Below are 14,584 nucleotides of genomic sequence, written 5' to 3' on the forward strand. Positions count from 1 at the left end.
CTCACGAGGACCGCGGTCGGGCCGGTCACCGCGGTGACCGGCGTGGTCGCCCCGAGGACCGGCGTGCTCGCCCCGATCGGGACGGTCACCGCGGTCGGGACGGTCGCCAGGACGCGCGGGCCGCTGGCCCATGCCGCTGGCGTTGGAAGAGAACGGGTTGTTGCCCGGACGCGGGCCGCGCGGACCCGGCTTGGGACCGCGGTCGCCACCCGGACGCGGCGCACCGCCGCCGGCCGCGGGGCCGGGGGTCGGGCGAGGACCGGGGGCCGGGCGCGGACCCGGCTTGGGACCGGGCGTCGGCCGAGGGCCGGACGGCGCCGACGGCCCACCGGCCGAGGGCGCGTTGGAAGAAGAAGCCGCCGGACGGGGCGCCTCGGGGCGCGGAGCCGGGGCGGGCGGAGCCGCGGGACGCGGGGCGGCCTCGCTCTGGGGAGCGGGCTGCGGCGCCGGATGCGGCATGGGAACGGGACGCGGCGCCGGCCGCGGACCCGGCTTCGGAATCGGCCGGTTGCCGAAGTCCGACGGTGATGCGGGCGCCGGAGCGCCGTTGCCGGCCTGGTCGTTGCCGACCGGCCGGGGTGCCGGCCGTGGGGCCGGACGTGGGGACTTGCCCCCCTTGGAGTCGCCCTTACCGAACGCCTCCGTCAGTTTGCGGACAACCGGCGCCTCAATCGTTGAAGACGCCGATCGAACGAACTCGCCCATCTCGGTGAGCTTGGCCATCACGACCTTGCTCTCAACACCGAACTCCTTGGCGAGCTCGTATACCCGGACCTTCGCCACTGCACTCCCTAACTCGGCCCGGGAGGCTGTGCCGCCGGACCGTCGCTACCTGGACGTACTCATTGCCGCGTGCTCATCAGGCGCTCATAGCAATCTGACTCCGCCCATCAACTCGGCGTCCTACGAAACAGTTGGTAACCATTCACCCGGCGGCTTTCCTCGTCAAGTCCTCCAAGTAGGCCCGCAAACGCGTCTGATCGAGCGTTCCCTCCGCGCGGAAAGCGCGGGTGAACGCCCGGCGACGATCTGCGAGCTGCAGGCAGGCCGGGGAGGGGTGCAGTGAAGCACCGCGTCCCGGGAGCCGTTTCTGCAGGTCAGGGATGATCACATCCCCGGCCACCACCAGTCGGAGTAGCTCGGACTTGGCCGTGCGAACCCGGCAGCCCACGCACGTTCTCAGCGGGGCGGCCTGGTCACCGTATTCCAGCTTACCTTGCCGACGCATCTGCGGGATCGGCCGGTGCCTCATGAGTATCCGGCTTGATGTCGATGCGCCACCCGGTCAGCCGCGCGGCCAGCCGGGCGTTCTGCCCTTCCTTCCCGATCGCCAGCGAGAGCTGGTAGTCGGGAACGGTCACCCGGGCGACCCGGCCGTCGGCGTCGACGACCTCCACTCGTGAAACCCGTGCCGGCGACAGCGCATTCCCGACGAAGTCGGCCGGGTCTTCGGACCAGTCGATGATGTCGATCTTCTCGCCGTGGAGCTCGGTCATCACGTTGCGCACCCGGGAGCCCATCGGGCCGATGCAGGCGCCCTTGGCGTTGACGCCGGGCTTGCGGGAGCGGACCGCGATCTTGGTGCGGTGACCGGCCTCGCGGGCGATCGCGGCGATCTCGACGGTGCCGTCGGCGATCTCCGGGACCTCCAGCGCGAACAACTTCTTCACCAGGTTCGGGTGGGTGCGGCTCAGGGTCACCGAAGGGCCCTTGTTGCCCTTCTTGACCTGGACCACGTAGCAGCGGATGCGCTCCCCGTGGACGTAGTCCTCCCCGGGGACCTGCTCGTTGTGGGGCAGGATGGCCTCGATCTTGCCGAGGTCGACCAGCACGACGCGGGGATCCTTGCCCTGCTGGATCACCCCGGCCACCAGCTCGCCCTCGCGGCTCGCGAACTCGCCGAAGTTGATCTCGTCTTCGGCGTCGCGGAGCTGCTGCAGGATGACCTGCTTGGCGGTGGTCGCCGCGATGCGGCTGAAGTTGCCCGGGGTGTCGTCGTACTCCCGGAGGATCTCGCCGTCTTCGCCGATCTCGGCCGCCAGGATCGACACGTGCCCGGAGACGCGGTCGAGCTGGGCGCGGGCCTTCTGCGCGGCGCCCTCGGTGCGGAAGTAGGCGATCAGCAACGCGTCCTCGATGGCCTTGACGACCAGGTCGAACGAGATGTCCTTCTCCCGCTCCAGGCTGCGCAGGACGCTCATGTCAATGTCCACAAGGCTCCCCCTCAGCCCTCATCGCCGTCTGCGATGTCTTCTTCATCTTCGTCCTCGTCGTCCAGATGACGGAACTCCACCTGGACCTTGCCCTTTGCCAGATCCGCGTACGCGAAACGGCCGGCGGCCTCGATCTCGACGCCGTCGTCGTCGGCTTCGAGGATCCGGCCCTCGACTCCGGTGCCGTCGGTCAGCGCCGCCTTGACCAGCCTGCCTCTCGCACGGCGCCAGTGGCGCGGCTCGGTCAGCGGGCGGTCGACACCGGGGGAGGTGACCTCCAGCACGTAGGGACCGCCGCCGAGCGCGTCGGTCGCGTCGAGCCGGTCGGAGACCGAACGGCTGACCTCGGAGACGTCGTCGAGGCTGATGCCGCCGTCACGGTCGACGACCACCCGCACCAGCCGGCGTTTGCCGGCGGGGGTGACCGTCACGTCTTCGAGATCGAGACCTTCGGCCTCGACGACCGGGGCGAGCAGCGCCACGAGGCGGTCGCGTCGGGCGGATTCGCCCATGGTGACCTCCTTACCAATGGCCATCGGGGGCGTACCTCGCCCAACGTGCCCACAGCCTATCGACAGACCGGCACCGCTCGCCGCGCCGCGCGAACGCGCGCCCGCCCGCATCCCGTCTGGACCGCTCTACGCGACCCGAGAGCACGAACCGTCCGTGTGGCGCGGGTTGGGTGGAGTCTGGAGCGCTCTACCATGGGCGGGTGCCTGTGGGAGAGTCCGGTATGAACCTGTCCCGGCGTGCCCTGCTGGGTGCCGGGGCCGGCCTGGTGCTGGTGGGTTGCGCGAAGGGGCAGGAGGCCGCGTCACCGGCGGCTTCGCCCTCCCCCGATCCACACGCGGCGCTGCTGGCCGGGCTCATCGGCGGCAAGGAGAAGCTGGTCGCGCTCTACCAGCAGGCCGCCCTGTCGGACGCGAAGCTGGCGCCCGCGCTGCAGCCGTTCCAGCAGCGCCATCTGGCCCACCTGGCGGCCCTCCGCAAGCATCTGACCGACCCCGGTTCCCCCGCCGCGACCCCGACCCCCGTGGTCAACCCGGAGGTGACCGTGGAAGCGCTGAAAGAGGCCGAGCGGGCCGCGGCGGCCGCGCGGCCCGAGCAGGCCGCCGCCGCCAAGCCCGTCGTGGCGCAGCTCGTGGCGAGCATGGGGGCCTGCGAGGCCGTCCACGCCCAGGCCCTCGGGCGGCTGAAGTGAGCGCCTCGGTCGCGCTCTCGAAGGCGCTGGCCGCCGAGCACGCCGCCGTGTACGCCTACGGCGTCATCGGCGCCAAGACGACCGGCGCGCTCAGGGCCCGCGCGACGACCGGCTTCGACGCCCACCGGGCCCGCCGCGACCAGTTGCGCACCCTGATGCGCCGCCGGGGCGAGACCCCGGCCGAGCCGGGGACCTACCAGCTTCCCTTCGAGGTGACCACGCCCGCCCAGGCCGCCCGCCTGGCGGCCTACGTCGAGGAGCGGGTCTGCGCGGCCTACGTGGAACTGTCGGCCGACACCGATCCGGGGCTGCGGCGGCTGGCGGTGCTGGCGACCCAGGAGGCCGCCGTGCGTGGCTTCGGCTGGCAGCCGCAGATCCCCGCCTTCCCGGGCATGCCGGGCCAGGAACACGCCGTCTCCAGCCCCGCCGTGACCGAACCGACGCCCATGCGGCCCAGCTCGGGCGAGCCCGTCGTGCCGCAGCAGCCCCAGGGGTCGACGGCGCCGGCGATGCTCCCGGCCCCCGAAGCGGGCCAGACGCCTTAGCACCCTCAACGTCACGCGAAGGCTAGGACGCTCCCCCGTCTCAGGTGCACGCGTCAAAGCGGGCTGACGATCACCACCCGGGCACCACGCTCGGCGGCGTCCAGGCGTGCTGAAACCCCTATCCCGGCGGCCGAACGGGCGGTGCGCCGCTCCTCCGTCAAGCGCCCCCGACGCGGACCGTTTCCGTTTATTCCCGATTTCTCGGGTAGTTCAGGACGTCATGAGTTGGGGCTTCCGAAAAACGATCAAGATCGGTCCGTTCCGGATCAACTTCTCGCGCGGCGGAGTCGGCCACAGCGTCGGCAAGGGCGGCGTGCGGTACACGAAGCGCGCCGACGGTGGAAAGCAGGTCAGCGTCGACCTACCCGGTGGTTTCTCCTGGCGGCGCTCATTGAGGCGCCGCTAGATCGGATAGCTCCCCTCCGCTCGGCCGGAGGGGACGTGAGCGGGCGGTTCGTCACACTCCCCCCATAGTGACGAGCCGCCCCTCCTGCTGAGTCCGGGCACGGACGCGGCCCTGCCGTCCCCGGTGGCCTTTCTAGGCGCAGGCCTCGACGACCTTCTGGACGGCCTCTGCGACGGGGATCTCGGCGCGGTCGCCCGAGGCGCGGTCGCGGAGTTCGACCACGCCGTTCCCGATGCCCCGGCCGACGATCAGGACGGTCGGGAGGCCGAGGAGTTCGCTGTCCTTGAACTTCACGCCCGGGGAGACCTGGGGGCGGTCGTCGAGGAGCACACGCAGGCCCTTGGCCTCCAGTTCCTCGGCGATCTGGGTGGCGATCTCGATCTGGTTCTCCTTGCCGGTGCCGACGATGTGGACGTCGGCGGGCGCGACCTCGCGGGGCCAGGCCAGGCCGAGGGCGTCGTGGCGCTGCTCGGCCATCACGGCCACGGCGCGGGAGACGCCGATGCCGTAGGAGCCCATGGTGATCCGGATCGGCTTGCCGTCGGGGCCGAGGGCGTCGAGCTGGGCGGCGTCGGCGTACTTGCGGCCGAGCTGGAAGATGTGGCCGATCTCGATGCCGCGGTCGATCGACAGGTCACTGCCGCAGACGGGGCAGGCGTCGCCGGCGCGGATCTCGGCGGCCTCGATGGTGCCGTCGGCGATGAAGTCGCGGCCGGCCACCACGTGGGCGGCGTGCTTGCCGGGTTCGTTGGCGCCGGTCACCCACTCGCTGCCGTCGACCACGCGGGGGTCGACGAGGTAGCGGATGCCGAGCTCCTTGAGGATCTGCGGGCCGATGTAGCCGCGGACCAGCCCGGGGTGCCGGGCGAAGTCGGCCGCCTCGAAGATGGCCGGCTCGCCGGGGGCCAGGGTGGCCTCCAGGCGCTTGAAGTCGACCTCGCGGTCGCCGGGCACGCCGATGACCAGGGTCTCGGGCTCCTTCATGCCGGGCGTGACGACCTTGACGACCACGTTCTTGAGCGTGTCGGCCGCGGTGATCTTCAGGCCGTGGTGCTCGTTCATGTAGGAGACGAGCGTCTCGATGGTCGGGGTGCCGGGGGTGTCGAGCACCGTCAGGGCCGCGCGCTCGCCGGTGACCGGCTCGGGGGCGGGCGTGGTGACGGCCTCGGCGTTGGCGGCGTAGCCGCAGGTGCGGCAGGCCACGAAGGTGTCCTCGCCGGTGGGGGCGGGGGCGAGGAACTCCTCGGAGGCCGAGCCGCCCATGGCGCCGGAGGTCGCGAAGCAGATCTTCACGTCGATGCCGAGCCGCTCGAAGATCCGGATGTACGCCGCCCGGTGGTTCTCGTAGCTGCGCTTGAGGCCCTCGTCGTCGAGGTCGAAGGAGTAGGAGTCCTTCATCACGAACTCGCGCCCGCGCAGGATGCCGGCCCGGGGACGGGCCTCGTCGCGGTATTTGGTCTGGATCTGGTAGAGCGTGACCGGATAGTCCTTGTAGGAGGAGTATTCGCCCTTCACCATGTCGGTGAACATCTCCTCGTGGGTGGGGCCGAGGAGGTAGTCGTTGCCCTTGCGGTCCTTGAGCCGGAACAGCGTGTCGCCGTATTCGGTCCAGCGGCCGGTGGCCTCGTAATAGTCGCGGGGCAGCAGGGCGGGGAAGAGCACCTCCTGGCCGCCCATGGCGTTCATCTCCTCGCGCACGACCCTGGCGACGTTCTCCAGGACGATCTTGCCGAGCGGCAACCACGAGTAGATGCCGGGGGCGACACGGCGGACGTAACCGGCCCTGACCAGGAGCTTGTGGCTCGGGACTTCGGCGTCCGCCGGATCCTCACGCAGGGTGCGCAGGAACAGGGTCGACATCCGCAGAAGCACGGCTACTCCTCGATAGGGCTGCTGTAGTCGTCAAAGGCTACCGAGATTCAGAGCGATTGAAGCACCAACCCGTACCCGAGGCTGTAGGCGAGTCCGACCGCGACGCCGAAGAGGCGGTCGGCGAGGCGGCGGCGGAACAGCAACAGGAAGCCCGCTCCCAGCACGGCCGAGGTGGCCAGGGCGTAGGGCCACTCCTCCGTCAGGGCCAGCATCTCCTCGGCGGCCGTCGACAGCAGCAGGCCGGAGGTGAGGCCGTAGCAGACGCCGCCGACCCGGTCGCAGCGCGTCGCGCCGTAGCTCAGCGGGCCCAGCACGGTGATGATGGTCAGGCCCGCGACCAGGCCGCCGGGCGCGGAGCCGAGGCCGGCGAAGGGCGCGTCGTGGTGGATCGCCGCGCCGGCCGTGATCTGGCCGACCAGCGCTCCGAACGCGGCCATGGAGCCGTTGAGCAGCGCCCAGCCGAACCCGGCCGCGCCGGCTCCGACGATCACGGCCAGCACCATGATCAGGTAGGGATCGCAGACGGCCATGAGCCAGGAGGGCGCGGCGCCGGAGAGCCCGGCGCCGGCGTACCCCACCACGGCCCCGCCGAGCAGCGCGGCCAGCAGGTACCACTGGCTGCGCCGATCCCGTCGGTCAAGTGCGATGAAGTCCTGTTCAGGGCCGAGTGGGCCGTGTCTGCTCCTACTGAAAGCCCAGACCATCGATTCCCCCGAGCGATGTCCGCGTACAGCACTTGAGTCTATAAGCGGACAAAAAGGATCACCCGCCCAGGAGTTCCTCCCACGGCTGGCGCGACCCCGTGCGCCGGGCCGGGTCGAGCGCCTCCGACAGGCGCCACACGCCCGGCCGGGCCCGCATCCGGTCGAGGCCGAGCGGGTCGATGGCCCGCAGGTCGAAGCTGACGCCCATCACGTCGAGGCGGGCGCACAGCGGGGTCACGGGGGCGAGCGGGCCGACCAGGGGGCCGGGGAAACCGGGCTCGCGCACCCGCTCGATGAGCAGGTCGGCGACCTCGGTGGCGAAGGGGCCCTCGCGCCACTCGATCTCCCAGCCGTCGGTCCCGGGCCACCAGCCCAGATCGCGGCAGGTCTCCATCATCTCGGGCTCGGTGGCGAAGGCCGCCATCACGCGGCCGAACGCCTCGTAGCGCCGCGCGCCGATCTCGTCGCGGTGGAATCTCATGTCGGGGAGCGTTTCATCTCCCGTGCCATCCGCACCCGGATTTACGCCGGTGCGCCGTCGCCGTTTCCCCGCTCCGCCCACGAGGTCCAACTGTGATCGCGGAACAGATGTGGCGCAACCCCCAATATCGCACTGGCTACCCGGCCCCCGATGGGTAAAGAATCCGGAGAGCCGCTTCTTCGCAAGGAGGCATCCCCGTGGCGCTGCGTGTCGCTGTGGTGGGCTCCGGCCCGGCCGGGATCTACACCGCCGAAGCTCTCACCAAGCAGTCCCCCGGCCCCGTCGAGGTCGACGTCCTGGAGCGCCTGCCCACGCCCTACGGGCTGGTCCGGTACGGGGTGGCGCCCGACCACACCTCGATCAAGTCGATCGCGACCTATCTTCGCCGGGTCCTGGAGACCCCGGGGGTGCGGTTCCTCGGCGGCGTCGAGCTCGGCCTCGACCTGTCCGTCGACGATCTGCTGACCTGCTACGACGCCGTGGTCTACTGCACCGGGGCGATGGTCGACCGCAGGATGGGCGTACCGGGGGAGGATCTGCCGGGGAGCGTGGCGGCCACCGACTTCGTGAACTGGTACTGCGGCCATCCCGACGCCCCCGGCTTCACCCTCGACGCCGAGGACGTGGTGGTGATCGGGGTCGGCAACGTCGCGGTCGACGTGGTCCGGATCCTGGCCAAGACCGCCGACGAGCTGCGCTCCACCGACGTGCCCGCCGACGTGCTGGCCGCGCTGGCCGAGTCGAAGGTCAAGCGGGTCCACATGGTGGGCCGGCGCGGCGCCCAGCACGCCAAGTTCACCCTCAAGGAGCTGCGCGAGCTCGGCGACCTGCTGAACGCCGACATCCTGACCTTCCCCCACGAGGTGGCCTGCGTCGACCTGACCGAGCTGACCCGGCAGATCAGGGGCAACGTCGACGTGCTCCAGTCGTGGTCGGCGCGGGTGCCGGAGAACCGGCCCCGCCGCCTGGAGGTCCGCTTCTGGCTGCGGCCCGTCGAGATCCTCGGCGTCAGCCACGTCGAGGGGGTACGCCTGGAGCGCACCCGCGTCGACGGCAGGCGCGTCGTGGGCACGGGCGAGTTCGAGACGATCCCCGCCGACATGGTGCTGCGCTCGGTCGGCTACCAGAGCGTGGCGCTGCCGGGCGTGCCGTTCTCCGAGGAGACCATGACCGTGCCCAACGTGGCCGGGAAGGTCCGCGACCGCGAGTTCGTGGCGGGCTGGCTGAAGCGCGGCCCGACCGGGGTGATCGGCACCAACAAGTCCGACGCGGCCGAGACCGTGCGCACCCTGCTGGCCTCGGTGACCGAGAGCCCCCGCGAACGCCGGGTCGACGACCTGCTGCGGGAGCGCGGCGTGCGGCCGATCACCTATCCCGACTGGCTCGCGATCGAGCAGGCCGAGGAGAAGCTGGCCCGCACCCTCGATCGGGGCGAACGGGTCAAGCTGGTCGGGCGGGCGGCCATGCTGGAGGCGATCGGCCGGGGTTAGGGTCGGTCCGTGGAGATCAACGTCGCGGGCTTCGACAACGTCTACCGGACCCAGCAGGCACGTTTCCCGGCGCGGGAGATCGCCTGGCAACCGGTCCACACCGTCTACGTGCCGGCGAACCTGCTGACCGCCTCGACGGTCGCCGACTGGGGCGCCGAGGCGGCCGGGCTGCTCGGCCTGGTCACTCCCGGTGAGTTCGCCGCGCTGTTCGGCGGCGACGTCCACGACCGGGTGGCGCGGACGCTGGCCCGGGAGCCGGTCCAGGACCTGCGAATCGACTTCGAAGACGGCTACACCGGCGCCGACGAGGACGCCGACGCGGTCCGGGCCGCCGAGGCGGTGGCCGCCATGCCGGCGCTCCCCCGGCGCTGGGGCGTGCGGGTGAAGTCGTTCGCCGACGGCGACCCCGGGCGGTCGCTGCGCACCCTGCGCGGGTTCCTGGAGCGGGTCGTCGAGCTCAAAGGCGGTCTCCCGGACGGCTTCGTGATCACCTTCCCCAAGGTGCTGATGGAGTCCTACCTGGGGATGTTCGCCCGTTCCCTGGCCGAGATCGAACACGACCTGGGCCTGCCGGCGCTGGGCTTCGAGATGCAGGTCGAGGCGCCGCAGACGATCCTGTTCCTCCAGCGTTCCCCCGACCTGGTGGCCAACCTGCGCGGGCGGCTGAGGGCGGCCCACTTCGGCGTCTTCGACTACACCGCCGCCTGCGGCCTGCCGCCCCACGAGCAGCGGCTCGACCATCCGGCCTGCGACCACGCCCGCCACGTCATGCAGACGGTGCTCCACCCCGAGGGCGTCGAGTTGTCCGACGGCTCGCTGGCCGCCGCGCCCGCCTCATCGTCCCGGGACGACGTGCTGGCGCTGTGGCGGCGGCACGCCGAGACGGTGCGCCACTCGCTGGCCCACGGCTTCTACCAGGGCTGGGACATGCACCCGTCCCACCTGGTCAGCCGCTTCGCCGTGGTCTACGCCCACCACCTGGCGACCTACGCCGAATACCGGGCCAGGGTCGACGCCTGGCGGGCCCGACGCCAGGAGGGCGGGGTGCTCGACGAGCCCGCCACCATCAAGACCCTGGTCGCCGCGCTGCGCCGGGCCGATCTCGCGCTCGGGCTTGACAGTCCTCCGACAGGAAACCTATAACTTCAGTTGTAGGTTCTCTCTCAGACAGGAGACAGGTTGACGGGAGCCCGAGGGGTCTCCCGGATCTTCGGAGGTGATGCGCGATGTTGCTGACGTCGATCGACCCGTTCGTGCAGGAGTTCGAGCGGCAGTTCAATCAGCTGACCCGGCAGTACACGAAGGACGAGACCGGCGCCGTCATGCCGATGGACGGCATCCGCCGCGCCGACGACGTCGTCCTCCGCTTCGACCTTCCCGGCATCGACCCGGGCTCGGTCGAGGTCACCGTCGACCGGGGCGTGCTGACCGTCTCGGCCCGCCGCTCGGAGGAGTACGCCGAGGGCGAGCGCGCGTTCGTGCGGGAACGGGTCATGGGAACCTTCACCCGGCGGGTCTACCTCTCCGAGCACCTCGACGCGGAGGCCATCGAGGCCGCCTACGACAACGGCGTCCTGGCCGTCCGCATCCCGGTCCTGGAGAAGGCCAGGCCGCGCAAGATCGTCATCAACACCGGCCACCGGGCCATCGACGGCTGAAGCGGAAAGGGGGCGGATGAGCGCGGAACTGCCGGGGGCCTACCCCGTCGGCCTGTCGGCCTTGGACGACGAGTTCGCCCCCATGTTCAGCGTGGGCCAGGTCGCCTCGATGCTGGATGTTCAGCAGGCGTTCCTGCGCCGCATCGACCAGCAGCAGGTGGTCTCGCCCCAGCGCTCGGCCGGCGGCCAGCGCCGTTACAGCCGTCACGACATCGGTCAGATCCGGCAGGTGGTCGTCCTGATGGGCGAGGGCATGACCCTGGCGGCCATCCGCCGGATCATCGAGCTCGAATTCGAGGTCATCGCGCTCCGCCGCGAACGCGACGAACTCGCGGCCCGGCTGCGCCGGCTAGGCGTCGAGTAGCGCGCGCCAGCGGGCCACCCGCCGGGGGTCGACGGCCGACAACCACGACTCGCGCGCCGCGCTGCCGATGTGGAAGGCCTTGACCCCGTAGTCGAGCAGCACCGGCACGTGGTCGAACGACAACCCTCCCCCGGCCATGATCAGCGCCGCGTCGCCGGCCTCGGCCCGCGTGCGCAGCACCGGCAGCCCCTCGCCCACCCCGCGCGGGGAGCCCGACGTCAGGATCGTGGCCAGGTTGGGCAGCAGCCGCACGGCCCGCCAGCCCGCCTGGACGTCGGCCGCGTGGTCGACCGCGCGGTGGAAGGTCCACGGCAGCGGCGCGGCCGCGTGGATCAGCGCCTCGGTGGCCGCCAGGTCGACGGCCCCCTCGGCGGTGAGGAAACCGAAGACGAAACCGGCCGCGCCGGCCTCGGCCATCTCGCGCACCTGAGCGCGCAGCCGGGCCAGTTCCTCGTCGCCCGCGGTGAAACCGGCGTCGAGCCGGACCATCACCATCTGCGGCAACGTGCACTTCTCGGCGATCGCGGCGACCGTCTCCGCCGGCGGGGTGAGCCCGCCGGCGGACATGTCGGCCACGACCTCCAGGCGATCGGCGCCGCCCTCTTCTGCGGCGACGGCGTCGCGCACGTCGAGCACGATGACTTCAAGCAACGGTCCGGTCATGGGGGAACAGTAGCGGGTCCTCTCACGCCTCTTCAGTGGGTCAGCAGGACCTTTCCGGCGGCGGTGAGGTCGCGCACCCTGGCCTCGGTCCGGCCGCCGCGCAGCCCCGCCGGGCGCTCGAACAACGCCCCCGACGCGCGGTGCGGGAGGTCGACCGTGCGGACGTGCCGGAACCGCTGCCCGAGGTAGTAGCCCTGCAGGCGGAGGTTCTCCTTGGAGCAGTCGAGCCGCACGTGCCGCCGCCCGGCCGCCAGGGCCCGCAGACCGGCCCAGTCGAGCAGCACCTCGCCGAGCCCCCGGCCCGAGTGGGCCCGGTTCACCGCGAGCTTGTGGACGTAGAACGCCGATTCCGGACGGTCGGACGGCGTCCAGAACTCGGCGTCGGCGTGGTCGTCGAGGGCCATCACGGCGGCCGTTTCGTCGGCGACGGTCAGGACGTAGAGGACTCCTTCGTCGATGAGGGGTTCGATGCGCGCGGCCGGGAAACCGCCGCTCGGCCACTGTCGGACGCCGAGGCCGTCGAGCCACCGCGCCGCGTCCGCGAGCAGAGTGAGCACGTCGGGGAGGTCGGTGGCGTCCGCCCGGCGGAGCACAAGTTCTGCGGAGAGGTTGAGGGTGTCGATGCGCATGGGGGATCCCTTCGTTGCTGCGGGTTTACCTGTGATTACTGAGAGTGACCAATTAGGTGCGCACGGCGTCCGTCGCCCCTAAAGCGCGACCTGATTGGACGAAATGGGGGCTACCGGCCCGCGCCTCTTCGAGGGAGGTTCACAACGCGAGCCACGGCCGCCCGCTTCCCGCTAGCGACCTCGCGCGAGAAGGCAGGCCTGATACCTGCGGTGGCGGCGTTTGACGCACACGCCGACGCCACCCCGAGCGCGGCCCGGGGGGCGCTCGCGGCGCGACCACAGGTGAGGCGGTCCTAGACGGACGGCCTGAGTTCGGTCAATGGCGTTCCAGCTCGTACCTGATCAGATGCTTGTCGGCGGGGAGCACCGACACGGCGACCCGGACGGGTGCTTCGTCAGGGTCGTACCCAACACGGACATAGACGACAACTGGTGTACCGGGTTCTAGCTGTAGACGTGTCGATTCATCCGGAGTTGGCATACGTGCCGAAATATCGTCGACAAAGCGGACCTGGGGATGCCCCAGCTCCTCGAGAACCCGGTTGGCCCCGCGGGTGATGTTGCCGGGACGCACGATCTCGGAGTCGGCGACCAGCCTGAGCGGGTAGTAGGAGTCGTTCGTGTTGTACGGCTGGCCGTCCACGTAGCGCAGCCGGCGGCGCACCACGGTGTGGGCGTCGTCCTCGACGAGTTCGAGGCGGGTGGCGACGTCGGGGGGCGGCTGCACGATCTGCACTTCTATGTTCTGCTCGGCCACCCGCCCCTCGGAGGTGACGGCGTGCACGAAGGCGTCGAAGCGCGGCAGGTCGCCACCGAGGGGTAACAACTCGTCCTGCGGGCGCATGAGAAGAGGCCGGCGTTCCCGGACGAAGGTGCCACGTCGGCGCATGCGGAGGATGAGGCCCTCGTTCTCCAGCTCACCCAGGGCCAGGCGGACCGTGTTGCGGCTGACCTGATGGCCGTCCATGAGCTCGGTCTCGGTGGGGATCTGATCACCCGGGCGGAACTCACCCGAGTAGATGGCCTTCCGGAGTTCGGCGGCCACCTGCTGGTAGAGCGACGATCGTGCCATCTTTCCTCAATCCACCCTTTTGTGCCAACAAATCTAGACGATCTCGGTCTAACTTGGAACAACCACTTGACCCCACGGCGTGAGCCCCGCATTATCCAAACGTTGGTACAAATCCATCCAATGGGGGTGGGCCGGTGTTGGCGGTCCGTTCGGGTAGGCCATACCTGCCCTGGCGCGATCCCTGTGAGGCGACGCGACTCCTGAGGTACGCGCTGCATCGTCAGGGCTTCACCCACACCTACCAGAGCAACGGAAATGGGATGTCCGTTCTGTCGGTATCGGCCGATCTGACCGTTTGGTGCAAGCACGGGTCGTTCGTCTGGAATGAGGATGGTCGCGAGATGACACATCCGTCCGACGACCCGGTGGGCGCGGCCCGGTTGATCCAGCGCCACTACCGCGCACCGCTCGCGGAAGACGACGGTGCCCCAGTGACTCCGCGCGATTAGCGGCGCCTACGACCCCATCCCTCGCCGGGGTCGTCGGCATCCTCGCCGCCGCGCGGAGCGGTGCGTGTCCTGGCGGGTCCCCCACGCCCGCCAGGACACGCCACCGTTAATCCGCACCTTGACTTCACCGGCCGGTGAAAGGTTGCCCTGACCTGCCGGGACCGTTCCAAGACGGGATTTCGGCCGACACGCCATTGTCATTTGGCCGGGTCAGAAGTTCATATACTTAACTTCTCTGTAGAAGTTCTCGCTAGCTATAGTTCACGCTGCGATAACGCCACCCTTCCGCACATGTCATGAAACTTCATGACGCTTGGCACGTACCAATCCGCGATCACCAGGTACAAGCCGTGGGGGACGAGTGGCGATTGTTCCGGATTATCACTTACGTGTGGTGCGATTTCTCCTGGTGGGTGGTTTCTGCTTCGGAGTCCAGTACCTCGCGATGACCGCAATGGCATCGGCCGGCGTCCCGTGGACCGCCGCCGATGCCATCGGTTTTCTCCTGTCAGCCCAGCTCAACTTCGTGTTGAGCTCGAAGTTCACCTGGGGGGACCGCCGTTTCCCGCTCACCGTCAGGAGATGGGCGGGCTACAACGGCACGGCACTCCTGTCGCTCGCCGTCAATACGGGCGTTTTCGCCCTTGTACACCCATACCTGCCAACTCTCATTTCCGCTGCGACCGGTGTCCTAATCGGCACGATTGTCACCTATCTCGTATGTGACAAGTTCGTATTCGCCACCCGTGAGAAGGCCCGAGAGAAGGCCGAGGCCCTCGCGTGACCCTCGAAATTCCCGGCGCGCCGCCCCGAGCCGCGCGTTTGTACACCGAGGGC

At 70.1% G+C, this 14,584-nt stretch carries 19 protein-coding genes and 1 pseudogene; 9 read left to right on the forward strand and 11 right to left on the reverse strand.

Annotated elements, in window-relative coordinates:
• The 5 genes and pseudogenes from AW273_RS39320 to rimP all read right to left on the reverse strand — a co-directional run.
• Window positions 1-209: hypothetical protein (locus tag AW273_RS39320; protein WP_369409037.1), on the reverse strand; the 209-nt coding region annotated here is incomplete at its 3' end.
• A 433-nt stretch (window positions 210-642) separates the two neighbouring features.
• Window positions 643-783 (reverse strand): annotated as a pseudogene (locus tag AW273_RS39325) (translation initiation factor IF-2 N-terminal domain-containing protein); the annotation flags it as partial.
• A gap of 142 nt (window positions 784-925) precedes the next feature.
• Window positions 926-1,252: a YlxR family protein gene (locus AW273_RS12210; RefSeq protein WP_369409038.1), complete on the reverse strand. Its 327-nt coding sequence runs from the start codon at window positions 1,250-1,252 to the stop codon at window positions 926-928.
• Window positions 1,212-2,201: a transcription termination factor NusA gene (gene nusA, locus AW273_RS12215; RefSeq protein ID WP_198168119.1), complete on the reverse strand. Its 990-nt coding sequence runs from the start codon at window positions 2,199-2,201 to the stop codon at window positions 1,212-1,214. Before nusA ends, AW273_RS12210 begins: the two co-directional genes overlap by 41 nt.
• 23 nt (window positions 2,202-2,224) lie before the next feature.
• Window positions 2,225-2,725 carry a ribosome maturation factor RimP gene (gene rimP / locus AW273_RS12220; RefSeq protein WP_062348292.1) on the reverse strand — a complete coding sequence of 167 codons (501 nt, stop codon included), beginning with the start codon at window positions 2,723-2,725 and terminating at the stop codon, window positions 2,225-2,227.
• Window positions 2,726-2,946: 221 nt separating this feature from the next.
• On the opposite strand from rimP, the gene AW273_RS38555 reads away from it, so the two are divergent.
• The 3 genes from AW273_RS38555 to AW273_RS36195 all read left to right on the forward strand — a co-directional run bounded on the left by AW273_RS38555 (window position 2,947) and on the right by AW273_RS36195 (window position 4,365).
• Window positions 2,947-3,414, forward strand: coding sequence for a hypothetical protein (locus AW273_RS38555; RefSeq protein ID WP_062348294.1), 468 nt, complete (start codon window positions 2,947-2,949; stop codon window positions 3,412-3,414).
• Window positions 3,411-3,959 carry a ferritin-like domain-containing protein gene (locus tag AW273_RS38560; protein ID WP_063909928.1) on the forward strand — a complete coding sequence of 183 codons (549 nt, stop codon included), beginning with the start codon at window positions 3,411-3,413 and terminating at the stop codon, window positions 3,957-3,959. The genes AW273_RS38555 and AW273_RS38560 overlap by 4 nt, the downstream gene beginning before the upstream one ends.
• A gap of 220 nt (window positions 3,960-4,179) precedes the next feature.
• On the forward strand, window positions 4,180-4,365 hold the full coding sequence (locus AW273_RS36195) for a DUF4236 domain-containing protein (protein WP_030450894.1): 186 nt from the start codon (window positions 4,180-4,182) through the stop codon (window positions 4,363-4,365).
• Between the two features lie 132 nt (window positions 4,366-4,497).
• Here the strand turns inward: AW273_RS36195 and AW273_RS12235 are convergent, their stop codons facing one another.
• From AW273_RS12235 to AW273_RS12245, 3 genes are read right to left on the reverse strand one after another with little or no spacing between them, the layout of a single operon-like run.
• Window positions 4,498-6,237 (reverse strand): proline--tRNA ligase, encoded by a 1,740-nt coding sequence (locus tag AW273_RS12235; protein WP_198168120.1) that lies wholly within the window; start codon window positions 6,235-6,237, stop codon window positions 4,498-4,500.
• A 47-nt stretch (window positions 6,238-6,284) separates the two neighbouring features.
• Window positions 6,285-6,941, reverse strand: coding sequence for a hypothetical protein (locus AW273_RS12240; protein WP_157555732.1), 657 nt, complete (start codon window positions 6,939-6,941; stop codon window positions 6,285-6,287).
• A gap of 58 nt (window positions 6,942-6,999) precedes the next feature.
• On the reverse strand, window positions 7,000-7,422 hold the full coding sequence (locus tag AW273_RS12245) for a hypothetical protein (RefSeq protein ID WP_232327323.1): 423 nt from the start codon (window positions 7,420-7,422) through the stop codon (window positions 7,000-7,002).
• 197 nt (window positions 7,423-7,619) lie between these two features.
• Here AW273_RS12245 and AW273_RS12250 point away from each other — a divergent pair, with 197 nt between their 5' ends.
• The 4 genes from AW273_RS12250 to AW273_RS12265 all read left to right on the forward strand — a co-directional run bounded on the left by AW273_RS12250 (window position 7,620) and on the right by AW273_RS12265 (window position 10,934).
• Window positions 7,620-8,912: an FAD-dependent oxidoreductase gene (locus tag AW273_RS12250; RefSeq protein WP_083949701.1), complete on the forward strand. Its 1,293-nt coding sequence runs from the start codon at window positions 7,620-7,622 to the stop codon at window positions 8,910-8,912.
• A gap of 9 nt (window positions 8,913-8,921) precedes the next feature.
• The gene (locus tag AW273_RS12255; RefSeq protein ID WP_062348297.1) at window positions 8,922-10,055 is read left to right on the forward strand and encodes a DUF6986 family protein; all 1,134 of its coding nucleotides are present in this window, start codon (window positions 8,922-8,924) and stop codon (window positions 10,053-10,055) included.
• An 83-nt stretch (window positions 10,056-10,138) separates the two neighbouring features.
• On the forward strand, window positions 10,139-10,570 hold the full coding sequence (locus tag AW273_RS12260) for an Hsp20/alpha crystallin family protein (RefSeq protein WP_062348299.1): 432 nt from the start codon (window positions 10,139-10,141) through the stop codon (window positions 10,568-10,570).
• A gap of 16 nt (window positions 10,571-10,586) precedes the next feature.
• Entirely contained in the window at window positions 10,587-10,934 is a 348-nt protein-coding gene (locus tag AW273_RS12265; RefSeq protein ID WP_062348300.1) for a MerR family transcriptional regulator, read from the forward strand.
• On the opposite strand, the gene AW273_RS12270 is transcribed toward AW273_RS12265, so the two are convergent.
• The 3 genes from AW273_RS12270 to AW273_RS12280 form a co-directional block, all read right to left on the reverse strand.
• Window positions 10,920-11,597: a copper homeostasis protein CutC gene (locus tag AW273_RS12270; RefSeq protein ID WP_062348302.1), complete on the reverse strand. Its 678-nt coding sequence runs from the start codon at window positions 11,595-11,597 to the stop codon at window positions 10,920-10,922. The genes AW273_RS12265 and AW273_RS12270 overlap by 15 nt on opposite strands.
• 32 nt (window positions 11,598-11,629) lie before the next feature.
• The gene (locus tag AW273_RS12275) at window positions 11,630-12,226 is read right to left on the reverse strand and encodes a GNAT family N-acetyltransferase (protein ID WP_063909929.1); all 597 of its coding nucleotides are present in this window, start codon (window positions 12,224-12,226) and stop codon (window positions 11,630-11,632) included.
• Window positions 12,227-12,542: 316 nt separating this feature from the next.
• On the reverse strand, window positions 12,543-13,298 hold the full coding sequence (locus tag AW273_RS12280; RefSeq protein WP_062348303.1) for a GntR family transcriptional regulator: 756 nt from the start codon (window positions 13,296-13,298) through the stop codon (window positions 12,543-12,545).
• Window positions 13,299-13,558: 260 nt separating this feature from the next.
• Here AW273_RS12280 and AW273_RS37155 point away from each other — a divergent pair, with 260 nt between their 5' ends.
• Both AW273_RS37155 and AW273_RS12285 read left to right on the forward strand, forming a co-directional pair.
• Window positions 13,559-13,747 (forward strand): hypothetical protein, encoded by a 189-nt coding sequence (locus AW273_RS37155; RefSeq protein WP_157555734.1) that lies wholly within the window; start codon window positions 13,559-13,561, stop codon window positions 13,745-13,747.
• 361 nt (window positions 13,748-14,108) lie between these two features.
• The gene (locus AW273_RS12285; protein ID WP_198168121.1) at window positions 14,109-14,531 is read left to right on the forward strand and encodes a GtrA family protein; all 423 of its coding nucleotides are present in this window, start codon (window positions 14,109-14,111) and stop codon (window positions 14,529-14,531) included.
• The last annotated feature ends 53 nt before the right edge of the window (window positions 14,532-14,584 follow it).

It is taken from the genome of Herbidospora yilanensis, assembly GCF_001570565.1.
Taxonomy (GTDB): Bacteria; Actinomycetota; Actinomycetes; order Streptosporangiales; family Streptosporangiaceae; genus Herbidospora; species Herbidospora yilanensis.